This window comes from Pseudomonas sp. HTZ2, assembly GCF_033173945.1.
Classification (GTDB): domain Bacteria; phylum Pseudomonadota; class Gammaproteobacteria; order Pseudomonadales; family Pseudomonadaceae; genus Aquipseudomonas; species Aquipseudomonas guariconensis.
On record NZ_CP137332.1, the window covers coordinates 4,898,106 to 4,921,692 of the forward strand.

The 23,587-nt window shown below is 62.9% G+C and carries 24 protein-coding genes and 1 pseudogene; 10 read left to right on the top strand and 15 right to left on the bottom strand.

Annotated elements, in window-relative coordinates:
• Positions 1-19: 19 nt before the first annotated feature.
• From R6G97_RS22845 to R6G97_RS22860, 4 genes are all read right to left on the bottom strand, one after another.
• Positions 20-370 (bottom strand): DUF6538 domain-containing protein, encoded by a 351-nt coding sequence (locus R6G97_RS22845; protein WP_317847557.1) that lies wholly within the window; start codon positions 368-370, stop codon positions 20-22.
• Between the two features lie 239 nt (positions 371-609).
• Complete coding sequence (locus R6G97_RS22850; protein WP_317847558.1) at positions 610-2,766, bottom strand: TonB-dependent siderophore receptor; 2,157 nt, start codon at positions 2,764-2,766, stop codon at positions 610-612.
• Positions 2,767-2,944: 178 nt separating this feature from the next.
• A complete protein-coding gene (locus R6G97_RS22855; protein WP_043209812.1) occupies positions 2,945-3,322 on the bottom strand; it encodes a hypothetical protein in 378 nt (125 codons plus the stop codon).
• A 231-nt stretch (positions 3,323-3,553) separates the two neighbouring features.
• The gene (locus R6G97_RS22860) at positions 3,554-4,741 is read right to left on the bottom strand and encodes an MFS transporter (protein WP_090343751.1); all 1,188 of its coding nucleotides are present in this window, start codon (positions 4,739-4,741) and stop codon (positions 3,554-3,556) included.
• 107 nt (positions 4,742-4,848) lie between these two features.
• Between R6G97_RS22860 and R6G97_RS22865 the strand changes: the two genes are divergently transcribed.
• Positions 4,849-5,727 (top strand): LysR family transcriptional regulator, encoded by an 879-nt coding sequence (locus R6G97_RS22865; RefSeq protein WP_090343753.1) that lies wholly within the window; start codon positions 4,849-4,851, stop codon positions 5,725-5,727.
• A 44-nt stretch (positions 5,728-5,771) separates the two neighbouring features.
• On the opposite strand, the gene R6G97_RS22870 is transcribed toward R6G97_RS22865, so the two are convergent.
• On the bottom strand, positions 5,772-6,521 hold the full coding sequence (locus R6G97_RS22870) for a 3-oxoacyl-ACP reductase family protein (RefSeq protein ID WP_043209818.1): 750 nt from the start codon (positions 6,519-6,521) through the stop codon (positions 5,772-5,774).
• Positions 6,522-6,639: 118 nt separating this feature from the next.
• Between R6G97_RS22870 and R6G97_RS22875 the strand changes: the two genes are divergently transcribed.
• A complete protein-coding gene (locus R6G97_RS22875; protein ID WP_090343755.1) occupies positions 6,640-7,578 on the top strand; it encodes a LysR family transcriptional regulator in 939 nt (312 codons plus the stop codon).
• 46 nt (positions 7,579-7,624) lie between these two features.
• On the opposite strand, the gene R6G97_RS22880 is transcribed toward R6G97_RS22875, so the two are convergent.
• Positions 7,625-8,107, bottom strand: coding sequence for a GreA/GreB family elongation factor (locus tag R6G97_RS22880; RefSeq protein WP_043209822.1), 483 nt, complete (start codon positions 8,105-8,107; stop codon positions 7,625-7,627).
• 2 nt (positions 8,108-8,109) lie between these two features.
• Entirely contained in the window at positions 8,110-8,502 is a 393-nt protein-coding gene (locus tag R6G97_RS22885; protein WP_043209823.1) for a hypothetical protein, read from the bottom strand.
• Positions 8,503-8,633: 131 nt separating this feature from the next.
• Between R6G97_RS22885 and earP the strand changes: the two genes are divergently transcribed.
• Positions 8,634-9,767 (top strand): elongation factor P maturation arginine rhamnosyltransferase EarP, encoded by a 1,134-nt coding sequence (earP, locus tag R6G97_RS22890; RefSeq protein WP_317847559.1) that lies wholly within the window; start codon positions 8,634-8,636, stop codon positions 9,765-9,767.
• Positions 9,768-9,815: 48 nt separating this feature from the next.
• On the top strand, positions 9,816-10,385 hold the full coding sequence (gene efp / locus R6G97_RS22895) for an elongation factor P (RefSeq protein ID WP_043209827.1): 570 nt from the start codon (positions 9,816-9,818) through the stop codon (positions 10,383-10,385).
• Positions 10,386-10,538: 153 nt separating this feature from the next.
• Here efp and R6G97_RS22900 read toward each other — a convergent pair whose 3' ends face one another.
• The 3 genes from R6G97_RS22900 to R6G97_RS22910 form a co-directional block, all read right to left on the bottom strand.
• Positions 10,539-10,967, bottom strand: a complete 429-nt coding sequence (locus R6G97_RS22900; protein WP_043209829.1) for an organic hydroperoxide resistance protein — start codon at positions 10,965-10,967, stop codon at positions 10,539-10,541.
• 129 nt (positions 10,968-11,096) lie between these two features.
• Complete coding sequence (locus R6G97_RS22905) at positions 11,097-11,552, bottom strand: MarR family winged helix-turn-helix transcriptional regulator (protein WP_043209831.1); 456 nt, start codon at positions 11,550-11,552, stop codon at positions 11,097-11,099.
• A gap of 58 nt (positions 11,553-11,610) precedes the next feature.
• Positions 11,611-12,564, bottom strand: a complete 954-nt coding sequence (locus R6G97_RS22910; protein WP_317847560.1) for a LysR family transcriptional regulator — start codon at positions 12,562-12,564, stop codon at positions 11,611-11,613.
• A 111-nt stretch (positions 12,565-12,675) separates the two neighbouring features.
• Here R6G97_RS22910 and R6G97_RS22915 point away from each other — a divergent pair, with 111 nt between their 5' ends.
• The gene (locus R6G97_RS22915) at positions 12,676-13,425 is read left to right on the top strand and encodes a sulfite exporter TauE/SafE family protein (RefSeq protein ID WP_182819132.1); all 750 of its coding nucleotides are present in this window, start codon (positions 12,676-12,678) and stop codon (positions 13,423-13,425) included.
• Between the two features lie 9 nt (positions 13,426-13,434).
• On the opposite strand, the gene R6G97_RS22920 is transcribed toward R6G97_RS22915, so the two are convergent.
• Positions 13,435-14,286 (bottom strand): LysR substrate-binding domain-containing protein, encoded by an 852-nt coding sequence (locus tag R6G97_RS22920; RefSeq protein ID WP_052352446.1) that lies wholly within the window; start codon positions 14,284-14,286, stop codon positions 13,435-13,437.
• Between the two features lie 96 nt (positions 14,287-14,382).
• On the opposite strand from R6G97_RS22920, the gene R6G97_RS22925 reads away from it, so the two are divergent.
• Entirely contained in the window at positions 14,383-14,604 is a 222-nt protein-coding gene (locus R6G97_RS22925) for a DUF1127 domain-containing protein (RefSeq protein WP_043209839.1), read from the top strand.
• Between the two features lie 102 nt (positions 14,605-14,706).
• On the opposite strand, the gene R6G97_RS22930 is transcribed toward R6G97_RS22925, so the two are convergent.
• Positions 14,707-16,053 carry a class II 3-deoxy-7-phosphoheptulonate synthase gene (locus R6G97_RS22930; protein ID WP_043209841.1) on the bottom strand — a complete coding sequence of 449 codons (1,347 nt, stop codon included), beginning with the start codon at positions 16,051-16,053 and terminating at the stop codon, positions 14,707-14,709.
• 117 nt (positions 16,054-16,170) lie between these two features.
• Between R6G97_RS22930 and R6G97_RS22935 the strand changes: the two genes are divergently transcribed.
• Both R6G97_RS22935 and R6G97_RS22940 read left to right on the top strand, forming a co-directional pair.
• The gene (locus tag R6G97_RS22935; protein ID WP_043209843.1) at positions 16,171-16,926 is read left to right on the top strand and encodes a spermidine synthase; all 756 of its coding nucleotides are present in this window, start codon (positions 16,171-16,173) and stop codon (positions 16,924-16,926) included.
• A 319-nt stretch (positions 16,927-17,245) separates the two neighbouring features.
• Positions 17,246-18,956 (top strand): annotated as a pseudogene (locus R6G97_RS22940) (DEAD/DEAH box helicase).
• A gap of 107 nt (positions 18,957-19,063) precedes the next feature.
• On the opposite strand, the gene R6G97_RS22945 reads toward R6G97_RS22940, so the two are convergent.
• Positions 19,064-19,831 carry a DODA-type extradiol aromatic ring-opening family dioxygenase gene (locus tag R6G97_RS22945; protein WP_043209848.1) on the bottom strand — a complete coding sequence of 256 codons (768 nt, stop codon included), beginning with the start codon at positions 19,829-19,831 and terminating at the stop codon, positions 19,064-19,066.
• A 101-nt stretch (positions 19,832-19,932) separates the two neighbouring features.
• On the opposite strand from R6G97_RS22945, the gene R6G97_RS22950 reads away from it, so the two are divergent.
• Positions 19,933-20,583, top strand: a complete 651-nt coding sequence (locus R6G97_RS22950) for a thiopurine S-methyltransferase (protein ID WP_317847561.1) — start codon at positions 19,933-19,935, stop codon at positions 20,581-20,583.
• A 60-nt stretch (positions 20,584-20,643) separates the two neighbouring features.
• Here the strand turns inward: R6G97_RS22950 and htpX are convergent, their stop codons facing one another.
• Positions 20,644-21,531 carry a protease HtpX gene (gene htpX / locus R6G97_RS22955; protein WP_043209852.1) on the bottom strand — a complete coding sequence of 296 codons (888 nt, stop codon included), beginning with the start codon at positions 21,529-21,531 and terminating at the stop codon, positions 20,644-20,646.
• 280 nt (positions 21,532-21,811) lie between these two features.
• A complete protein-coding gene (locus R6G97_RS22960) occupies positions 21,812-23,023 on the bottom strand; it encodes a pyridoxal phosphate-dependent aminotransferase (RefSeq protein WP_043209854.1) in 1,212 nt (403 codons plus the stop codon).
• A 163-nt stretch (positions 23,024-23,186) separates the two neighbouring features.
• On the opposite strand from R6G97_RS22960, the gene msrB reads away from it, so the two are divergent.
• On the top strand, positions 23,187-23,582 hold the full coding sequence (gene msrB / locus R6G97_RS22965; protein WP_043209856.1) for a peptide-methionine (R)-S-oxide reductase MsrB: 396 nt from the start codon (positions 23,187-23,189) through the stop codon (positions 23,580-23,582).
• Positions 23,583-23,587 lie beyond the last annotated feature (5 nt).

Sequence of the window (23,587 nt, forward strand, 5' to 3'; positions counted from 1 at the left end):
TTATGAGGCTTGGAGGTGTCTACGAAACCAGGGGCGATTCAATCTGAATTATCCCGACGTCTCGAATCTCATGCGGTTCACTCAGGTCGTCGGAAGGTGCTTTAGCAATTGCAGCAAAAACCTTTTGACGAAGTTCTTCAGCCTCTACCTTCCATATTGGAGAATCTTGACCGTCTCTGGCCGCTTGAATCTTTCGTTTCCAGTCTGCGAGGATGGACAAACTAGCGGTTTTAGCGACGTTGCGGTTCCCCGTTCTCAAGCTTTTCGTAAGAACCTTTTTGAAGAAAAAGTCGGGGTGTGTTCGTACGTCCAGAGGGATGTCCAGGCGGACGTGCCAAGTGCCGCCTTTCAGAATGAGATGATCTGCCATGGGTGGCGCTCGGTGGTTTCTATCCACTGATTCTACCCAAAATGCGGTTTTGCTCCAATGGTGCCGGTTTTGAAGGGTTTGTATCATTTATGGCGGTGAATCCCTTCTTCACCGCCACATTCCACAAGAAGCCCCCGCGCAGAAATGCCGGGGGCTTTTTGTTTGTTCGTCTTTTGGCTCAGGGCTGCTGTGCAACCCGTCCTGTCCCGCAATGGGGCTGCCAGGCAGCCCCTGATCTCTCAGAAGCTGACCGAAGCCGACAGTCGCGCTATGCGTGGTGCGCCCTGGAATAGGTAGTTGTCGCCCAGGTAGTTCCCCACATCCCGCCAGTAGCGTTTGTCGAAGACGTTATCCACCGTCAGGCGCAGCACAGTCTCATAGCCGCCGATGCGGGTGCGATAGCGGCTGCCGAGATCGAACACCGTATAACCACCCACCTCCACGTTCCCCGCCTGGCTTGCATACTTGCTGGCGCTGTAGCGGGCGCCGCCGAGCAGGGCCAGGCCTGGGACCGGCAGGCTGTAATCGGCCTGCAGTGCCGCGCGCAGACGCGGGACGTTGATCGCCTGGTGCCCTTCGTAGTCATCGGTGCCACTGTTCTGCACCCGGGCATGAATCGCCGCAGCGCTGGCCTGGATTTGCAGGCGCGAGGTCACCCAGCCGCTGGCACCCAGTTCCAGGCCGGTATTCTTCTGCTGGCCTTGCTGCACATAGGTGAAGCCGCCGTTTTCCGGGCGTGCGTATTGATAGGCCTGGCGGATCTGGAACAGCGCGGCGCTGAAGCTCATGCCCTGCCAGTCATGCTTGATGCCTAGCTCCGTCTGGTGCGACAGAGTGGGGGCGAGGATTTCAGAGGCATTGCTGGCGAACCAGGGCGCGGTACCGCCGGCGGACAGGCCTTTCGAGTAGCTCGCGTAGAGCGTGGTGTCCGGCTGCGGCTTGTAGATGAGCGCGGCGTTGGGCAGCAGCTGGTATTGCTGGGTATGGCGACCAGCATCGCCGTTCTCGTTCCAGGTTTTTTCGTCCAGACGCACTTCGCGGGCACCGATGACGCTTTGCCACCGTTCGTTGAAGGTGATCGTGTCGTTGATGAATAAACCGTATTGGCGGCTGTCCAGGCGGCGTTCGCTGGAACCGACGGGAGCGGTGGCCGGAGGGACTGCAGGTACATCTTCGTTGATGTTGCCGCTTCCGACGCCAATGTTGTAGTAAGGGCGTTGATCCAAGGTGCGACGCTGTGCACTCGTTCCCACCGTCAGCTCATGACCCACGCCCAGGGCGTCGAAGCGGCCATTGAGCATGGCCTGTGCTTCGTCGATGCGACGGGTGTCGTCCGGGCTTCGGAAGTCATAGATGTCGTAGTCGCCTTCGGGGCTGAAATAATTGGGTACCGCGGCACTTGCACAACTGGCTGCGCCGTAGCAACCCCAGGCGAATGCGCTGTAATCATCGATCACTACCTTGCTGCGCGAGGCGCTCAGGGTGCCGCTCCAGGCATCGCTGAAGCGGTACTCGAACCGCCCACCCACGTTCAGCGAGTCGTTCTGCACAGGCTTGGCCCAACGCTGATAGGCCAGATGGTCGTCAGGGTCCACGCCATGGGGCACTTCGGTACCGCCCAGCAGTTGATACCCTGGAACCGACAGTTGCTCGCGATGTTGGTACTCGGCATCGAGTTGCAAGATGGCATCGGGGTTGATCTGCCAGTCGAACGCCAGGGAGGCGAAATCGCGCTTGCCGTCGGCATGCTCCACGTAGGAGCGGATGTCTTCATGGGCCAGGTTGGCGCGCAGGCCAAACTGGCGCTCGCTGCCGAACCAGCCCCCGAGGTCGGTGGCCAGGTAGCGCTCGCCTTGTTCGTTGGTCGATACGCTGACGCTGCGCACGTCCTCCGGGCGCTTGGTCACGTAGTTGATAAGGCCGCCAGGCGCCGACACACCGCTCTGCAGGCCCGACAACCCCTTGAGCAGTTCCACTTGCTGCTTGTTCTCCAGAGCCACGTTCTGCTCGCCAGCGATGGTCTGACCGTTGATGCTGTAGCTGCTGGCGGCGTTGAGCTCGAAACCCCGCACATTGAAGTTCTCGTAATAGCCGACTGGGGCGTAGCTTTCACCGACCGAAGCATCGCTTTGCAGCACTTCGCTGAGCGTGCGGACCTGGCGATCATCCAACAACTGGCGACTGAACACGCTGACCGAGGCTGGTGTGTCGAGCAGCGGGCCTGGTTGCAAGCCGCCGACCTGGGCTTCGCGAGCCTGATAACCCTCGTCGCCGTAAACCTCCGATACGCGCAGCGGCGCCAAGGTCACGCTGTCATCGGCTAGCCCTTGGGCGCTGTGCAGGGCAAGGCCCAGGCCGAGCAGGCTGAGGGGCAGACGAGGGCGAAGCGAGGTCATGCAGGGCTCCTTGAAGGCTGGGCGCGGGGGGCGCAGATGCCGGGATGTCAGGCAGGATGGGCGCCGTCGGCGTTGCGTCGGACGGGCAAAAGGGCGCCATGGTAGCAGGCGCGAACGCCCCAGGCGCCAGCATTTCGCAGGCACCTGGGGACTGAAACGATTGGGTGAAGAAAAAAGATCAGCGAGCGGCGGAGCGCTGATGTTTTCGCCAGTTGTCGTCGATCTTCGACCAGGTCTTGCCGTCGGTAATGGCCATCAGTTTGCGGCCGTCCTTGAAGGTGGCCAGGAAGGTAGCCTCTTCATCCTTGCCGCCTAGCCAGAGCCCGGCAAGCAGGCCGACGGGCCCTGCTACCAAGGCACCGGCCACTCCCCAGCCGATGGCGCTGCCCAGGCTGCGACTGGGCTCGAGGCTGGCGAGCCTGAGGTCCTTGATGCGAGTGAGGGAAATCCGCTCGCCTGGGGATGGGCTGCGCGGGGTCTTGAGTGTGAGCGATCCATTGCGATACTCGCCTTCACCTTGCAAGAAATCGCCGGATTGCACCGTGAGTCTTGTCATTGTGTCGTCCTGTCCGGGAAAGGGCTTTGACCAGCGCCTACTGAGCGCTGTGGCGCTCGGCAAGTCAACGGGCAGGCGACGGAGGGTTGGTGGCGCACTGCCGCAGGATTTTTGCTGTAGCCCACGGGCAGGTACAACGATGTTCGTCTGCGCCGGCTGTTTCGCGGTTAACCCCCCACAAGGCTTGCGTAGGCCCGATGGGAGCGGGTTTACCCGCGAAAGATCAGACCGTCACGCCGACTGCATGGCCAGCTTGCGCTTGCGTTCGGCCAGCGCCCATACCACCAGGGCCAGTGTGCCGATGACCAGGCCGGCCACGACGATCCCCATCCAGCCCTGGCGTTGGAACAACTGGGTGCCCAGCAACGAGCCCAGCGCACCACCGATGAAGTAGCAGGTGATGTACCCGGCGTTGAGCCGTGTGCGGGCTTCTGGGCGCAAAGCGATCACCGCGTTCTGGTTGCTGACGTGTATCAGCTGCACCGCAAGGTCCAGTACCAGCACTCCGATCAGCAACGCCATCAGCGAGCTCTGGGCAAAGCCCAGCGGCACCCACGACAGCAGCAGGGCGACCAGCCCGACGGTAGTGCCCAGCGAGCCCTGGCCACGGTCGGCCAGGCGTCCGGCCCAATTGGCCGACAATGCACCGGCCGCCCCCGCCAGACCGAACAGGCCGATCACGGCATCGGAGTACTGGTAAGGCTCACGGGCCAGGAGGAAGGCCAAAGGGGTCCAGAACAAGGCGAACAGACTGAACGCCAGCAGGCCCAGCAGCGAACGCAGGCGCAGTACCGGTTCTTCGACGAACAGGCGGAACACCGATCCGATCAGGGCCGGGTACTTGAGTCCCGCGTGGGAGTGGTGCTGCGGCAGGCTGCGATACAGGGCGATGGCGGTCACCGCCATCAATACCGCGGCCAGTACATAGATGCTGCGCCAGCCGCCGATCTCTGCCATGAACCCTGCGGCAGTACGTGCCAGAAGAATGCCCAGCAGTAGCCCGCTCATCAGCGTGCCCACGGCGCGGCCGCGTTGCTCTGGGGCGCTAAGGGTGGCGGCCATGGGCACCAGCACTTGGGCCACCACTGAGAACAGTCCGGTCAGCGCCGTGCCGAGCAACAGCCAGGGCAGGCTCGGCGCGCAGGCGCTGATCACCAGGCCCAAGGTGGCGATGGCGACCATGCAGACGATCAAGCGGCGCTGTTCGAACAGGTCGCCGAGCGGCGCCAAAAGCAACAGGCCAGCCCCGTAGCTGAGCTGGGCGGCGATGACGATGGTCCCGGCGCTGGCAGTGTCCAGGCCAAATTGTTCGGCGATGCTGTGCAGCAGCGGTTGGGCGTAGTAGTTGCTGGCCACGGCCAGGCCGGTGGCGGTGGCCATCAGCAGGATCAAGGCGCGGCTCAGGGAGGGGGTGTTCATGGTTGCTCTCATTGCGGGCAATCGGAAGTGAAGGCAAGTATCGGGAAGTGCACGGCATGACGCCAATGTATAGTTTTCAACTTATCTATCTCGAAAACAGATCAATCATGAACTTCAAGCAGCTCGAATATGCCTTGGCCGTGGCCGACACCGGCAGTTTCACCCGCGCGGCCGAGCGCTGCCATGTCGTGCAGTCGGCACTCAGCCATCAGGTGGCCCGGCTGGAGGCGCAACTCGGGGTGAACCTGTTCGAGCGAAGTTCGCGGCGGGTGCGGCTCACGCCAGCCGGTGAGGCCTTCGTGCGCAGTGCGCGGCCGGCGGTGGAAGCGGCGCTGCGCATTCCAGAGGACGTCGCGGCGGCCTGCGGCCAGGTGCGAGGACGCTTGGCGATCGGTGAAATCAGTTCGCTCACGGCGCTCGATCTGGTTGATCTGCTGGCGGTGTTTCACCAGCGCTACCCAGACGTGGACATCCGCTGGTTGACCGCCAAGAGCGAATGGCTGGTAGCCGATGTCAATGAGCGGCGCCTGGATGTCGGCTTCATCGGCCTGTGGCAGGGCGAGACGTTGCAGGGCGTGCAGCATCGTTTGCTGGCCCGTGAGGCCTTGGTGGCGGTACTGCATCCGGATCATCCTTTGGCAAATCGTGGGCAACTGGCCCTGGCAGCGCTCTCGGACCAAGTGTTGGTGGACTTTCCCGAAGGGACCGGTGCGCGCCGGCAGACCGATGAGGCGTTCCTGGCAGCGGGTGTGCAGCGTCGGGTGCAGTTTGAGATCGGTCATATCCGCCTGGTGGAAAAATTCGTCCAGCGCGGCATGGCCGTGGGCTTGGTCCCCGAGCGCATCGCCCAGGGTTTTCAAGGCGTGGCCATGGCGTACCTGGACGAGGCGCCTGTGCGTCACTTGTACGCGGTGTGGTCGAGCAGCCCGACGCCGGCGGCGCGGGCGTTCCTCGAGTTGCTCCAGGCGCATCTGCAGCCACTGTGAGATGTCGCCTATTCGCGGGCAAATCCGAGAAGAGGCGACACGACTCAGGCGGCAAAGCCGCCGTCGGCCGTCAGGCTTGCGCCGGTGATATAACCGGCTTCAGGGCCAGCCAGGTAGGCAACGAAGCTGGCGATCTCTTCGACTTTCCCGTAGCGCCCGATGGCCATCAGTGGGATCAGGCTGTCGGCGAACTCGCCCGACGCCGGGTTCATGTCGGTGTCCACCGGCCCGGGCTGCACGTTGTTCACGGTAATGCCCTGTGGGCCCAGGTCGCGAGCCATACCCCGGGTCAGGCCGACCAGTGCCGATTTGCTCATGGCATAGGGCGCGCCGCCTGCGAACGGCATGCGCTCGGCGTTGGTGCTGCCGATGTTGATGATCCGTCCGCCTTGGCCCATATGACGTGCCGCCGCCTGGCTGGCGACGAACACGCTGCGCACGTTGATGGCCAGCATACGGTCGAACTCGGCCAGGTCGAACTCGGTCACCGGCGCCACGGCGAGCACGCCGGCGTTGTTCACCAGGATGTCGAGGCGGCCAAAGGCTTCGACGGTCGCCTGCACGGCCTGCTGCACGGCGGCGGCATCGGCGCTGTCGGCGCGCAGCGCCAGTGCCTGGCCGCCTTCGGCGTGGATGTCGGCAACCAACGTGGCAGCGGTCTCGGTAGCGCTGACATAGGTGAAGGCGACCTTGGCGCCTTCCTTGGCCAGGCGGCGGACGATCGCCGCGCCGATGCCGCGAGAACCGCCCTGGACCAGAGCTACCTTGCCGTTGAGGTTGAATGTGTTGGACATGCTGATCTCCTGCTTCCAAGCAAGGCCCGATGCCTTGGATGGACGCAGTATCGACCCTGGATTACCTGCTGATAAGATGGCAATCACGATTAGCAGAGTAAACCTTAGGTTGATAATCATGGCCATGGAATCGTTCAGCACACTGGAGTGCTTCATTCGCAGTGCCGAGGTGGGCAGTTTCGCTGAGGCGGCCCGACGCCTGTCCCTGACCCCGGCGGCCGTCGGCAAGAACGTCGCCCAACTGGAAGCACGATTGGGCGTGCGGCTGTTTCAGCGCAGCACGCGCAAGCTCACCCTGACCGAAGCAGGGCAGCGGTTTCTGGGCGAGGTCAGCGACAGCTTTCGCACCATCCAGTACGCCATGGCTAACCTGGCCAGCGCCGAAGGCCAGCCGGCCGGGGCGTTGCGGGTGAGCATGGGCACGGTGTTCGGGCGGCTGTACGTATTGCCATTGCTGGGAGAGTTTTTGCAGCGATACCCGGCGATCATCCCGGATTGGCACTTCGACAACCGCCAGGTCGATCTCATAGGCCAAGGTTTCGATGCAGCCATCGGCGGCGGCTTCGAGCTGCCGCCGGGCGTGGTGGCGCGCAAACTGACGCCTGCGCATCGGGTGCTGGTGGCTGCACCTGACTACTTGCAACGCCACGGGCCGATCGAGGCACCTGAGGCGTTGCCGCGCCATACCGGTATTCTCATCCGTTCGCCCCAGACCGGCCGCGTGCGTTCCTGGCCGCTGACCAGCCGCTGGCAGGAACAGCGGCCTTTGCAACTGCACCAGGCGATGACCATGAGCGATTCGGACGCCGCCTGTGTGGTGGCCGAGCAGGGATTGGGCATTGCCTTGGTCAGCCTGCCGTTCGCAGTGCCCTATCTGGTGGCCGGGCGTTTGCGTAGAGTGCTGCCGGATTGGTACGTCGACGATGGGCATATCAGCTTGTACTACGCCGAGCACAAGCTGCTGCCGGGCAAGACCCGGGCGTTCATCGATTTTGTGGTGCAGCGGTTTGCCGAACAGGGGTTGGCGAGGCGGTTCAATGCTCTGGAAACGCTGTAGATTTGCGGGTTTGGCGTGGGTGGATTCACCCCGCCGATGGGCCCGCTCAGACCACCTCGACTACCACCTGAACCTGAGCCACGCCGGCCACCACCAAGCTCACTTCGTCATCGACCTTCTTGCCCAGCAACTGCTGCCCCAAGGGCGAGCGCGGGGTGATGACCGTTACCTGTCCATCCCCTGCATCGATCTTGAGCCCGGCGGCCTCGGGACCTAGGAACAGCAGACGTTGCTCACCGCTTTCGTCTTCCAGAGTGACAAGGTTGCTGATCTGGATACCGCGCGCCGGATCATAGTCGCGTAGCAGCAACTGCTGGTACGCCAGCAGCGACTGGCGGATCTCGGCTGTGCGTCGGGCCTGGCCGGTGGCGAGATACGAGGCCTCGAGACTCAGGGTGTCGTATTTGTTCTCGGCGATGTTCTCCTCAGCGGTAGCCGCTTCGTAGGCGGTCTGGGCCGCACGACGGAGCACATCCTCATCGCGTGCGAGGGTCTCGACGATACGGGCGAGCAGGGCAGTCTTGTCCATGGTCAGTAGCAGAATTCCAGCACGTTGGCCTGGCTCTTGTCGGTGGGGGCGGTGCGGTTCTGCTGCAGCCAGAACTGGCACTTGGGGTTGTTCAGGTTGCGCGGGTTGCCCTGTGCGGCATCGGCGGCCTGGCGGGCCTGTTGCTCCTGCAGGATCACCTTGTAGCGTTCGAACATCTCGGCCTGGGCATCGGCGGGCTGGGCGGGTGCTGGCGCAGCGGGGTAGAGGGCCGGTGCAACGGTCTGGGCCACCGGTTGCACCTGCTGCGGCCACCACCGCCAGGCCAGCCATAGGCTCAGGGCGATGGCCACGGCGCCGAGCCATAGGCCAAAGGCCACGCAGAGGATCAGCTGCGCAGGCTTGAGGGTAATCTTCAGTTCGCGGTGACGGGGCATGAGGGCCTCCTGGCAGGCAGTTCTTGGCCTGCATTGTCGCATGGCGGCGGTCGATATTTTCAGCTTCGCGCTTTCGTCTGCGACAATTTATCCGCAGAATCCGCGGTTTTTCCGCGGTGAGGGGAGTGGGCATGAAAGCCACCTGGGACATCTTCTGCACAGTCGTGGACAACTACGGCGATATCGGCGTGACTTGGCGCCTGGCCCGGCAACTGGTGGCCGAACAGGGCCTGGCCGTACGCCTGTGGGTGGATGATCTGACCGCGTTCGTGCGCTTGTGTCCGCAAGCCGATGCCGGTGCCTCGCAGCAATGGCAGGCAGGTGTCGACGTGCGGCACTGGCCGGCCCTGTGGCAGCCGGTGGAGCCCGCCGATGTGGTGATCGGCGCCTTTGGTTGCCGGCTGCCTGCGGACTACGTCGAGGCCCTGCGGCTGCTTCCCCAGCCTGCGTTGTGGCTGAACCTCGAATACCTCAGCGCCGAAGACTGGGTGGAGGGCTGCCACGGGTTGCCTTCGCCACAGGCCAATGGCCTGCGGACGGTGTTTTTCTTCCCAGGCTTCACCGACAAGACCGGCGGCTTGCTGCGCGAGGGCTCGCTGCTGGCTCGGCGTGAGGCCTTCGAGGCGGATCCAGCGGCACGCCGGGCGTTTCTCCAGCGCCTGGGTGTGCAGGTGGAGGAGGGCACTCGGTTGATCTCGCTGTTCGCCTACGAGAACGCGCAACTGGGGAACTGGCTCGAGGCGCTGGCCGAGGATGCCCAACCCAGCCACCTGCTGGTGCCAGAGGGGCGCATCCTGGCCGATGTGCGTCGTTGGCTCGACGCGCCAACCCTGGGCGTTGGCGATGTGCGGCGCAGAGGCGCGTTGACCGTGCAGATCCTGCCTTTCGTCAGCCAGGATGACTACGACCGGTTGCTCTGGGCTTGCGACTTCAATGCCGTGCGTGGCGAAGATTCGTTCGTGCGCGCCCAGTGGGCCGGCCGGCCCATGCTGTGGCACATCTATGTCCAGGAAGAGAACGCCCATTGGGAAAAACTCGAGGCGTTTCTCGCACTTTATCGCCAAGGCCTATCAGAAAAAGCAGGGGATGCGCTGGTCGATCTTTGGCGTGCCTGGAACAAGGATCAGGGCATGGGCGCCGCCTGGCGCGGGGCGCTTGGGCACTGGCCGGAGCTCGTGGCCCATGCCCGCCAATGGAGCGCCGCACAGGCCGCTCGGCCGGACCTTGCCACGACGCTGGTACAGTTTTACCGAAATTGGCTATGATACGCGGCCTCGATTTTTATAAATCCATCCAGATTCGGATACTTCGTAATGAAAACTGGTAAAGAACTGAAACCCGGTACCGTACTGCGGATCGACAACGACCCGTGGCTGGTACAGAAAGCCGAATTCACCAAGTCCGGTCGCAACAGCGCGATCATGAAGACCAAGCTCAAGAACCTGCTGACCGGCTACAAGACTGAAACCGTCTACTTCGCCGACGACAAGCTGGACGACGTGATCCTCGATCGCAAGGAAGTCACCCTGTCCTTCATCAGCGGTGATGCCTACACCTTCATGGACACCACCGACTACACCATGTACGAACTGAACGCCGAAGACATCGACGCCGTTCTGCCGTACATCGAAGAAGGCATGCAGGACGTCTGCGCCCTGACCATGTACGAAGAGAAAGTCGTATCGGTCGAACTGCCGACCACTATCAGCCGTCAGGTCACCTACACCGAGAACGCCGCCCGTGGCGACACCTCGGGCAAGGTCATGAAGCCGGCCAAACTGGCCAACGGCACCGAAATTCAGGTTGCCGACTTCATCGAGATCGACGAGTGGATCGACATCGACACTCGCGACGGCAGCTTCAAGGGCCGTTCCAAGAAGTAATCCTTCTTGCGATCGCAAAAAACCCGGCCTCGGCCGGGTTTTTTTATGCCACTGCAAAATCTTCATGTGATGCCTGGCAGTGCCTTTTACGGGGATGAACCCGCTCCCAGGAGACACCGTGGCCCTGTAGGGGCGGGTTTCGCGCGAAGAGGCTCAGACGGTCACATGCAGCCTGACATCCACATTGTTGCGGGTGGCGTTGGAGTAAGGGCACACGTGGTGCGCCTTCTCGACCAGGTCCTCGGCTTCGGCCTGGGCCAGGCCTGGCAGGTTGATGTGCAGATCGATGTCCAGACCGAACCCGCCGGGGATCTGGCCGATGCCGACCTTGGCCGTGATCGAGCTGTCTGCTGGCAGTTGCTTCTTGGCCTGGCCTGCGACGAACTTCAAGGCGCCGATGAAGCAGGCCGAGTAGCCGGCGGCGAACATCTGCTCAGGGTTGGTGCCTTCGCCGCCTGCGCCGCCCAATTCCTTGGGAGTGCTCAGTTTGACCTCGAGCTTGCCGTCGCTGGAGCGGGATTTACCATCGCGACCGCCGGTGGAGGTTGCTTCAGCGATGTACAGGGGAGTGACCTTTTGCATCTTGAGCCTCGCTTGTGTGCTGTGCGCCATGGCGCTGGGGTGGGTACGGGACTTAAATTAGCGCTCAATTATTTTGCGCGCAAGATAAATTTGCCACCGCTCATCGGAACGGCCCTACCAGCATAGCCCTCAGAGGTTTTTTTGCAGGCTGGCGCGCAACTCCAACAGGTCGGCTTGCAGTTGTTGCAGACGTTCGACGCTACGCCCGCTGGCTTGCAGGATGCACGGGGGTACGCGCTTGGCCTCGTTCTGCAGGGCGCGGCCCTTGTCGGTCAGTTCTACCAGTACCACCCGTTCATCCTCACGGCTGCGGGTGCGCTTGAGCAGGCCTTCGCTTTCCAGGCGTTTGAGCAAGGGTGTGAGAGAACCGGGATCGGTGAGCAGGCGTTGGCTGATCTCGCCCACGGTCAGGCCGTCCTGCTCCCAGAGCACGAGCATGGCCAGGTACTGCGGATAAGTCAGGCCCAAGGCTTGCAACAGGGGCTTGTAGACCTTGGTCATCAGCAACGAGGTGGAGTGCAGGGCGAAACAGACCTGGTTGTCCAGCAGCAGCTCGTCGCAGGGGGCTTTGGTGGTGGCGTTCATGCAGGTCCTTCAATGAGTTCAAGGTGAAAATCTAGCACGCTGATGGTTAGCGCGCTTACTACCCGCGCATTTCGCTGCGCAGGGCCAAGTCCCATGGTGGTATCGGGCTGAATCGGCTCTTGAGGAATTCGAGCAGCAAGCGACTGCGAGAGTTCGTTTCATGTGCCAGGCGCATTGCATAGATGCCGCTGCTTTCTGCTGGCGGCAGGCCGTTGTCGCAGAACAACGGCACCAGTTCACCCCGCAGCAGGTAGTCGCTGATCAACCACGTGGGCAGGTGCGCGATGCCGAGCCCGGCCAGGGCGCCGAACAGCAGGGTTTCGGCATTGTTGGCTGCCATGCGCATGCGCGCGGGGCGGTACAGGCGTGCCTGGCCATCTACCGTGAAGCGCCAGGCGAAGGGGGGAGCCAGTCCGTCCCAGTCCAGGCCGTGGTGCTCCGGCAGTTCGCTGGGGCAGGCCGGTACGCCGCGGCTGGCCAGGTAGGCGGGGCTGGCACAGGCAATGCGCACCATGTACGCCAGGGGTGTGGCCACCAGGCGGGTGTCGGCCAGGGGGCCTGCACGCAGTATCAGGTCGACCTCTCCCAGGTGGCTGCCGTGCAGGTCGACGAAGCTGTCGATCAAGCGTAGTTGCACATCCAGGCCCGGGTAGGCCGCCAGGAAATCGGCAATCGCTGGGGCCAGGTGGCGACGCCCGAAGGCAGCCGGGGCATCGACGCGGATCAGGCCTTCCGGCGCGCTGCTCAAGGACACCGCTTCGGCCCGCGCCAGGCGCAGCTCCTCGATGATGCGCCTGGCACGTTCGGCGAAAGCCTTGCCGGCGGGCGTGGCTCGAACCGCGTGGGTGCTACGGTCGAACAGGCGGCTGCCCACCGCCTGTTCGAGATTGTCGATGCGCCGCGCCACGGCCGAAGGCGTCAGCGGGTGACGCCGGGCGGCGGCGGAAAAACTGCCGGTTTCCAGTACATCGAGGAACAGGCTCAGTTGTTCGGTGAGAATATCGGGGCTCATGGTGGCTCTGCTTGTGCGAATAACGCAAAGCCATTGTGCGCTGCTGTGCGTTTCCGTGCCAGGCATCAATCGCTAGCATGCGGATAATCGTTGAATGTGGATGAGGCCCTGATGATCGAGTGGTTGATGAACATAGCGTTGGGCGCGGCCCTGGGTACCCTGGGTGGTCTGTTCGGCATCGGTGGCGGTCTGATCGCCATACCGGCCCTTGGAGTGCTGTTCGGCCTCGACCAGCAACTGGCCCAGGGCACGGCCTTGGTCATGGTGGTGCCGAACGTGTTGCTGGCGCTGTGGCGCTATCACCAGCGCAACCGCATCGAACTGCGCCACGCGCTGCCGTTGGCGGCGTGCAGCTTTTTGTTCGCTTGGCTTGGGTCGATCTGGGCGGTGGGCATCGACGCCCATTCCATGCGCCTGGGCTTCGTGGGCTTTCTGGTGGCGCTGGCGGTGTGGAATGTGGCGCGGATGTTCCTACCGGTCGCCCCGCCGAGCACCGAGCTGCGCTACCCCTGGCCGTGGCTGGGCGTGCTGGGCAGTTTCGCCGGTGCCATGGGCGGGTTGTTCGGGGTAGGCGGGGCAGTGGTGGCCACGCCGATCTTGACCAGCGTATTCGGCGCCACACAAGTTGTGGCGCAAGGGTTGTCCCTGGCCTTGGCCGCGCCCAGCACACTGGTGACACTGGTCACTTACGGCGTGCACGGGAGTGTTGACTGGCACGCGGGTATCGCGCTGGCCATCGGGGGCCTGCTCAGCATCAGCTGGGGAGTGAAGCTCGCCCACGCGCTCCCGGAAAAAGTACTGCGTACGCTGTTCTGTGCCTTCCTGGTGGTCTGTGCGGTGATGCTGGCGTACGAGCTGTAGTTGCCGGCCTTACTTGAATCCTTCCACGATGTAATCGGCCATGCAGTCGGTGATGGGCGACTGATGCTGGGTATTTCGCAGCAGCATCACGTTGGCCAAGGGCAGTTGCGGCAGGCCTTCCTGCTCACCGAGGGTGCGCAGATTGCCGCTGATCAGGCTCTGCAGTTGCGCTGTCACCGCCAAGCCAGCGGTGACGATGGCGAAGATCGCCGCGAGGCTGGGGCTTGTGTAGGCGATGCGGTAGTCGATGCCTTGGCTTTCCAGGGCATTGCAGGTCCAGGCGCGGCAGAAGCAATCGGTGTTGAACAAGGCCAGAGGCATGGGCCGCTGCTCTTGCGGGCAAAAGCCCTGGGCTGCGGCCCAGACCAGCCGCTCCTGGCGCAGCAATTGGCCAATCTCGTTGCCAGGCTCGCGGGTGACGATGGTCAGGTCCAGATCCTGGCGCAGCATCAGTTGCTTGGACGAGTCGCAGTGCACCTCCACCTGGATCAGCGGATACGCCTGGGCGAAGCTTGAAAGAATGGTAGGCAGAAAGCGCATGGCGTAGTCGTCCGGCGTGCCGATGCGCACCACGCCGACCATGTGCGGCATGCGCAGGGTGTTGAACACCTCGCCCTGCAGCTTGAGGATGCGCCGGGCATAGCCGAGCAGGACCTGGCCTTCGGCGGTCAGGCGGACTTGGCGGCCGTCGCGCTCGAACAGCTGGCGTTGGAGGATGTCTTCTTCCAAGCGTTTCATCTGCATGCTCACCGCCGACTGGGTGCGGTTGACCACCTCGCCGGCGCGGGTGAAGCCGCCTTGCTCGGCAATTGCAACGAAGGTGCGCAGCACATCCGAATCCAGGTTCTGGTACTGGGACATTGCATCAATCTCCGAGATGCATGGCATCAGAAACATTCGTTGGATTGATCTTAAGCCTGGCGAGAGACTGAAGCCATCTTCACGGAGGGCTTCAAGATGAAAGGTCAGATCACTTCCCTGTACGTCAAACCTGCCTTTTCGATCACCCATCTGGGAGAGGCCGCACTGGCGCGGATCCTTCGCTGGTATCAGCTGTACCGTCAGCGCCGCGAGCTGCTGAGCCTGAGCGATGCGACCTTGCATGACCTGGGGTTGAGCCGGGCGGATATCCAGCAGGAGGCCGAGCGGCCATTCTGGGATGACCCACTGCGCAAATGACCGGGTGTTGCGGTGGTTTTTTGCGGGTTAACCCGCTCCTACAAGGGTATTGCCACCCTTGCGGTAGCGGGTTTACCCGCGAAGCCGCGACGCGATGCGCCCTTAGCGACGCACTTGCTTGAGCGTTTCGGCAATCAGGAAGGCCAGTTCCAGCGACTGATCAGCGTTGAGCCGTGGATCGCAATGGGTGTGGTAGCGATCCGACAAGCCATCCTCGGTGATCGGGCGCGCTCCGCCAATGCACTCGGTGACGTTCTGTCCGGTCATCTCGATGTGGATGCCGCCGGCATACGAGCCTTCGGCCTGGTGCACCTGGAAGAACTGGCGTACCTCATCGAGAATCTGCGCGAAATCCCGCGTCTTGTAGCCGCTGCTGGCCTTGATGGTATTGCCGTGCATCGGGTCGGAGCTCCACAGCACTTTGCGGCCTTCGCGCTCGACGGTGCGGATCAGCCCGGGCAGGTGATCGCCTACCTTGCCGGCGCCCATGCGCACGATCAGGTTCAGGCGGCCGGGGTCGTTGGCCGGGTTGAGGGTGTCGATCAGGCGGATCAGTTCCTCAGGGTTCATGCTCGGGCCGACCTTGACCCCGATCGGGTTGTGCACCCCGCGCAGGAACTCCACATGTGCGCCATCCAATTGCCGGGTACGGTCGCCGATCCACAGCATGTGCGCCGAGCAGTCGTAGTAGTCGCCGGTCAGGCTGTCGCTGCGCACGAAGGCTTCCTCGTAGTTGAGCAGCAAGGCTTCGTGGGCGGTGAAGAAGCTGGTTTCGCGCAATTGCGGCGCGCTATCCAGGCCGCAGGCACGCATGAAGGCCAGGGTTTCGTCGATCCGTCCGGCCAGTTGGTGGTATTTCTCCGACAGCGCCGAGTTGGCGATGAAGTCCAGATTCCATTTGTGCACCTGGTGCAGGTCGGCAAAGCCGCCCTGGGCGAACGCGCGCAATAGGTTCAGGCTGGCGGTGGCCTGGTGGTAGGCCTGCAGCAGGCGCTCGGGGTCCGGAACGCGGCTTTGCTCATCGAAACCGATGCCGTTGACGATGTCGCCCCGGTAGGCCGGCAGTGTCACCTGACCGATGGTCTCGTCGCCTGCGGAGCGCGGTTTGGCGAATTGCCCGGCCATACGCCCGACCTTCACCACCGGGCAGCCGGCGGCGAAGGTCATGACGATCGCCATCTGCAGCAATACCTTGAAGGTGTCACGGATCTTGGCTGCCGAGAATTCGGCGAAGCTTTCGGCGCAGTCGCCACCCTGAAGCAGAAACGCCCGGCCCTCAGTCACCTCGGCGAACTGCCGGCGCAGCTCCCGGGCCTCACCGGCGAACACCAGGGGCGGGTAACTGGCCAGGGTCTGCTCGACCTTGAGCAGGTGCGCAGCATCGGGGTAGGTCGGTTGCTGCTGGATCGGCAGGGCGCGCCAGCTATCGGGACTCCAGGGTCGGTTCATCACAGGCTCGGTGTTGTCGGCTATAGGCATGATCGCCATGGTATCAGTTGGCGACGCGCTTGTTGCACCGGGGGCATTGGCGGAGAATGTCGGCTTTTGCGCGCACAGGTGTCGGTCATGGGGACGGAGCGGGAAGAGCGGTTGTTGGCCCGGGTCGAGGACGCCTTCGGGGTCATCAGCGTCTATGAAGTGGACGACTACCGCTTCCTGGAGTTTGGCGATGCCATCGAGCAAAGCTGCACGTTTACCGCCGACCCCAGCTGGCTGGAGTACGACTACACTCGCGCCATGCTGGTAGGCGCACTGTGCCATGAGCAGCCCGAGAGCGCGTTGTTCCTCGGCTTGGGGGCCGGCACCCTGACCCAGGCGTGTTTGAAGTTCCTGCCCTTGGACGATGTCGAAGCCATCGAGCTGCGGCCGGATGTGCCGCGCCTGGCCATGGAGTACATGGGCCTTGACGATGATCCGCGGCTGTACGTGCGGGTTGGCGATGCCCTGGAACTGCTGCCGACCGCCGAAAAGGCCGATCTGCTGTTCGTCGACCTGTATACCGACCACGGGCCGGGCGTCGGTCATCTGGCGTGGGGCTTTTTGGAAAACTGCCAGAAGCAGCTAAACCCTGGCGGCTGGCTGGTGATCAACCAGTGGGCTGGCGATGATGGCAGGCCGCTGGGCGCGGCCTTGCTGCGTGGGCTGTACCATCGCCATTACTGGGAACTGCCGGTGAAGGAGGGCAACGTCATCCTGCTGGTACCGGCCGATCTCGAGCAAGTACTGGACCTGGACGGCGTGGGTGAGCGCGCCGCGGCCCTGGCGCCGCGTCTTGGGTATTCGCTGGAGTATCTGATCAAGGCGATCCGGCCCGCGACCTGACGGTTGACGAGCGTCTGGGAGGCGTCGCTTTCCATCGAGGCTGTAGAAACGATTCAGCGGCGACGACGCGATAGCGGCAAGGTGGCCCTCTCCACTGAAAAAAATCTCACGGTCGGGCACGGATTCGGGTATAGTACGCGCCGGTCTTTTAGCGGACCTCAAAATCAGGTGGTGCAAACCCTCCGAGTCCAGCTTCGGCTGCACGTCCGCTAGGCGGACCTCCCCAAGACGTTCCTTTTTCAATCGTTTTCGCAAATCCCCGCCGCCAAAGCTGCCTGGGTGACCTTTTGGTCTTTCAAGGCATGTGCAGCTTTGGAGCATGGGTCTTTGCGGATGCACATAGAGGCAGACCCATGACCCAGGAAACCGGCGGATTCGCCGCTCTCGATCTTCATCCGAACATCGTTGCCGCCGTGCTGGCCACAGGCTATGAAGAGCCATCGGCCATCCAGCAACAATCGATCCCGATCATCCTCGCCGGTCACGACATGATCGGCCAGGCGCAGACTGGCACCGGCAAGACCGCTGCCTTCGCCCTGCCGATCCTCAACAAGATCGATGTGAGCAAGCGCGAACCGCAAGCCCTGATCCTAGCGCCAACCCGCGAGCTGGCGCTGCAAGTAGCCACCGCCTTCGAAACCTACGCCAAGCAGATGCCTGGCGTGAACGTGGTGGCTGTCTACGGTGGTGCCCCGATGGGCCCACAACTGCGCGCCATTCGTAACGGCGCACAGATCGTCGTCGCCACCCCGGGTCGCCTGTGCGACCACCTGCGCCGCGACGAGAAAGTCCTGTCCACCGTCCAGTACCTGGTACTCGACGAGGCAGACGAAATGCTCAAGCTCGGCTTCATGGACGACCTGGAAGTCATCTTCAAGGCCATCCCGGAGTCGCGCCAGACCGTACTGTTCTCCGCCACCCTGCCGTCTTCGATCCGCTCCATCGCCGAGCGTCACCTGCGTGAACCGAAGCACGTCAAGATCCAGAGCAAGACCCAGACCGTCACCGCGATCGACCAGGCCCACCTGATGGTCCATGCCGACCAGAAGATTCCGGCTGTGCTGCGTCTGCTGGAAGTGGAAGAGTTCGACGCGCTGATCGCCTTCGTACGGACCAAGCAAGCCACCCTGGACCTGGCCGCCGCGCTGGAAGCCAAGGGCTACAAGGCCGCCGCGCTGAACGGCGACATCGCCCAGAACCAGCGTGAACGTGTCATCGACTCGCTCAAGGATGGCCGCCTGGACATCGTCGTCGCGACCGATGTCGCCGCCCGAGGCCTGGACGTACCGCGCATCACCCACGTGTTCAACGTCGACATGCCGTACGACCCGGAGTCCTACGTGCACCGTATCGGCCGTACCGGTCGTGCCGGTCGCGATGGTCGCGCACTGCTGCTGGTCACCCCACGTGAGCGTCGCATGCTGCAGGTCATCGAGCGCGTGACCGGGCAGAAGGTCGCTGAAGCCCGCCTGCCGAACCCGCAGGCCGTGCTCGATGCACGTATCAAGAAGCTGACCGCAAGCCTGGCACCGATGGTTGCCGAGGCAGAAGCCAGCCATGGCGAGCTGTTCGACCGCCTGACCGCAGACCTGGGCTGCAGCCCGCGTGCCCTGGCTTCGGCCCTGCTGCGCAAGGCCACCAACGGCCAAGCCTTGGACCTGGCTTCGGTCGAGCGTGAGCAGCCTCTGGTGCCGACCTTCACCCCGCGTGAGCGCGGCGAGCGTTCCGATCGCGGTGAGCGCAGCGAGCGTGGTGATCGCGAGCGCCGTGCGCCAATGCCGCTGGCCGAAGGCCGCGTGCGGTGCCGCACCGCCCTCGGTGCCCGTGACGGCATCGCCGCCAAGAACCTGCTCGGCGCGATCCTCAACGAAGGTGGCCTGGCGCGTGACGCCATCGGCCGTATCCAGGTACGTGACAGCTTCAGCTTGATCGAGCTGCCTGAAGACGGCCTGGAGCGTCTGCTGTCCAAGCTCAAGGACACCCGTGTGGCTGGCAAGCAGCTGAAGCTGCGCCGCTACCGCGAGGATTGATCCTGGCGCAATGAAAAAATCCCCGGCCTAGGTCGGGGATTTTTTTGTCGGTGCATTGGTGTGATGGGCTGTACAGGGCCGCACAGGCCTGGGACGTGAAACGTTCCTCAGTCGAACCGATAGATGTCCATCCCAAGCGCCCCCAAGGTGAATCCTTGATGGACGACACCAAACCGCTCGCCAGCCCCCAGGGCAAAGAACAACGGCAACAGGTGTTCGTCGCTGGGGTGATTGCGCACGGCAAATGGCGCCTGTTGTCGGTAGTCGAGCAGCGCCTGCCGGTCATTCTGCGTCAGCTTTTCCACTACCCAGTCCCGAAACGCCAGCGCCCACGGCTCGATCACGTCCGGCCCGGCGTGCCAGTCTAGCTCGCTCAGGTTGTGAGTAATGCTGCCGGAGCCGATCAGCAGTACGCCTTCGGCGCGCAACCCGGCAAGCGCTTCGCCAACTTTGAGCTGCAGGGCTGGGCCAAGTTGGCTGGGCAACGACACCTGGATGACGGGAATGCTGGCATCCGGATACATCAGCGACAGCGGCACCCAGGCGCCGTGGTCGAAGGGGCGGTGGGTATCCAGGCGGGTGGGCAGGCCTGCTGCCGTCAGGCGGTCGCTCACCTGTCGGGCCAGTTCCGGCTCACCGGGGGCGGGGTATTGCACGGCATACAGCGCGGCAGGAAACCCATGAAAGTCATGCCAGGTTTGTGGCTGTGGATTGCCCGTCACCAGCAACTCGCGGCTCTCCCAGTGCGCCGATACCACGATGATCGCCTTCGCAAGCGCCAGGTCATTGGCCAGCTTGGACAATGCGGGCCCGCTGGCGCCGGGTTGCAAGGCGAGCATGGGCGAACCATGGGAAATGAACAGGCTGGGCAGCATGGCGATATCCTGACGGGTAAGATGCGTTCATCTTCGATCAGTTACCGATCGATATCCAATATAAGTTTTCAGCGCATTTCATCGAAAAACCGGGAGGAAGCATGGAGCCGGCGTTCTGGCACAAGCGATGGGCGGACAATCAGATCGGCTTTCATCAGGCGCAGGTCAATCTTTATCTGCAAACCTATTGGCCTGCATTAGGCCTGGCGCAGGCTAGCCGCGTGCTGGTGCCCTTGTGTGGCAAGAGCCTGGACCTGGCCTGGCTGGCGGGGCAGGGGCATCAGGTTCTGGGCGTTGAGCTGTCCCGGCGTGCAGTAGAGGACTTTTTCAACGAACACGGCTTGGCGCCGCAGGTGACCCAGCAGGGCGCCTTCGAAGTATGGCGCAGCGGTGATGTGGAACTGTGGTGCGGGGATTTCTTTGCGCTGACGGCGCAGGATGTGGGCGATTGCGTCGGCCTGTATGACCGTGCGGCGGTCATTGCCTTGCCCCCTGCCATGCGCGAACGTTACCTGGCGTTGCTGTCGCGGCTGTTGCCGGATGCCTGCAAGGGCCTGATGGTGACGCTCGATTACGATCAGGCACGGCTCGACGGGCCGCCGTTTTCGGTAACGGATGACGAGGTACGGACTGGGTTCGCTGGCTGGCGGGTGGAAACGCTCGAAGAGCGGGAGATCATTCAGGAGAGCCCAAAATTCGAACAGGCCGGAATCACGAGTCTGATCGAGCGGGTATATCGACTGATGCGCTGAACGAGCGTCCAGCGTGCACGAAAAAGGGCGACCGAAGTCGCCCTTTTTCGTGCGCTTGGATCAACCGCGGCGGCGCAGCGCCTCGATGCGGTCTTCCAGTGGCGGGTGGCTCATCAGCAGGCCTGCCAGGCCGTGCTTGAGGCCGCCATTGATGCCGAACGCCTTCAAGGTGTCGGGCATGTGCACAGGCATACCTTGCTCCACGCGCAGGCGCTGCAGGGCGCCGATCATCGCGCCGGTGCCGGCCAGCTGGGCGCCGGCTTCGTCGGCACGGTATTCGCGGCGGCGCGAGAACCACATGACGATCATGCTGGCCAGGATACCCAGGATCAGCTCGGCGACGATGGTCGCCACATAGTAGGCGATGCCTTGGCCTTCTTCGTTCTTGAAGATCACCTTGTCGACGAAGTTGCCGATGATGCGGGCGAAGAACATCACGAAGGTGTTCACCACGCCTTGCACCAGCGCCAGGGTGACCATGTCACCGTTGGCCACGTGGCCGATTTCATGGGCCAGCACGGCACGCACTTCATCAGGCGAGAAGCGCTCGAGCAAGCCCTGGGATACGGCCACCAGAGCGTCGTTGCGGTTCCAGCCGGTGGCGAAGGCGTTGGCTTCGTAGGCTGGGAAGATACCCACTTCCGGCATCTTGATGCCGGCCTCGCGGGACAGTTCCTCGACCGTCTGCAGCAGCCACTGTTCGTGGCGGGTGCGAGGTTGGCTGATGATCTGGGTGCCGGTGGTCATCTTCGCCATCCACTTGGAGATGAACAGCGAGACCAGCGAGCCGGCGAAGCCGAACACGGCGCAGAAGACCAGCAGTTGGCTGAGATTGAGGTCAACGCCGTTGGCCGCCATGAACCCGTTGAAGCCGAACAGGCTCAGGGTAATGCTTGCAACCAGCACCACCGCGAGGTTGGTGGCTACAAACAACAGAATGCGCATCATGGTTGTTACGTTCTCCTGACGGATGAAAATGTCGCGTACTGCGGGCTATATAAGGGGCGGGTCACACTGATTCAACCGGCCGACTATTTCAAACTGTGTACGGCGGAGTATGGCAGAGGATAGGGCGTGGGCTGTGGGATAGAGCGTTGCAGGATGTAAGAACTCTCCTGCAGAAAACGCTCCATGACGGCGCTGCGAATCATCGAGGACTATCGCCGACACCGAAGGCAGTCGGGCGACGGCGATAGCCTGGGAACGGACACAGTCCCCCTCCGATAGCTTACTGCTGGTAGGTGCGCAGGAAGTTGCCGATCCGTCCGATGGCCTGCTCCAGATCGTCCACCCGTGGCAAGGTCACCACGCGGAAGTGGTCCGGCCAAGGCCAGTTGAAGGCCGTGCCCTGGACGATCAGCAGTTTTTCCGACAACAGCAGGTCGAGGACGAACTTTTCGTCATTGTGGATCGGACAGACTTTCGGGTCGATCTTGGGGAAGGCGTACAGCGCGCCCATGGGCTTGACGCAGCTCACCCCGGGAATGTCGTTGAGCAACTCGTAGGTGCGGTTGCGCTGCTCGAGCAAGCGGCCTGGCGGCAGTACCAGGTCGTTGATGCTCTGATAGCCGCCCAGGGCAGTCTGGATCGCGTGCTGGGCCGGCACGTTGGCGCACAGACGCATGTTGGCCAGCATGTCGATGCCTTCGATGTAACTCTGGGCGTGCTGCTTGGGCCCGGAGATGATCAGCCAGCCGGAGCGGAAGCCCGCCACCCGGTACGACTTGGACAGGCCGTTGAAGGTCAGGCAAAGCAGGTCCGGGGCCAGCGACGCGGTGCTGATGTGCACGGCTTCGTCGTAGAGGATCTTGTCGTAGATCTCGTCGGAGAACACCACCAGGTTGTGCTGGCGGGCCAGCTCCAGCATGCCCAGCAGCAGTTCCTTGGAGTACACAGCGCCGGTCGGGTTGTTCGGGTTGATGATCACCAGGGCCTTGGTGTTCGGGGTGATCTTGGCCTTGATGTCTTCCAGGTCCGGGAACCAGTCGGCCTGTTCGTCACACAGGTAGTGCACAGGCTTGCCGCCCGCCAGGCTGACGGCGGCGGTCCACAGCGGGTAGTCCGGGGCCGGGATCAGCACTTCATCGCCGTTGTTGAGCAGTGCCTGCATGGACATCACGATCAGCTCGGACACGCCGTTGCCGAGGTAGATGTCCTCGATGCCCACACCCTCGATCTGCTTTTGCTGGCAGTACTGCATGACCGCCTTACGCGCACTGAACAAGCCTTTGGAGTCGCTGTAGCCCTGGGCGGTGGGCAGGTTGCGGATCACATCCTGGAGGATCTCGTCCGGCGCCTCGAAGCCAAACGGCGCCGGGTTGCCGATGTTCAGCTTGAGGATGCGATGGCCTTCCTCTTCCAGGCGTTTGGCGTGCTTGAGCACTGGGCCGCGAATGTCGTAGCAGACATTGGCGAGCTTGTTCGATTTGCTGAACTGCATGATGTGATCCCGATTGAGAAGTCGCGGCGCGCCGCCGTCAAAAGGTTTGAAAAGGGCGGAGTGCATGCCAGACTGGCTGGCAAAAGAAGCCAACTAATATACGTGTCACCCCCGCCATAAAGAAAGACGGCGCGAGTGAAATTCAGCCTGCCGAGGTTCCCCCATGCAAAAGATCGACAAAACCCTGGAAGAATGGCGCCAGATGCTGGATCCGGCCCAGTATGAGGTGTGCCGTTTGAAGGGCACCGAGCGCCCCTTCAGTGGCAAGTACAACAGCGAGCGTCGCGATGGCATCTACCACTGCATCTGCTGCGACCTGCCATTGTTCGACTCGCGAGCCAAGTTCGACTCCGGCTGCGGTTGGCCCAGTTTCTACGAGCCGATCGAGCAGAGCGCCATGATCGAGATACGCGACACCTCCCACGGCATGATCCGTACCGAAGTCACCTGCGCGCGTTGCGATGCCCACCTGGGCCACGTGTTCCCCGATGGCCCGCCACCGACCGGCCTGCGCTACTGCATCAACTCAGTGTGCCTGGACCTCAAGCCGCGTGACTGACCGGA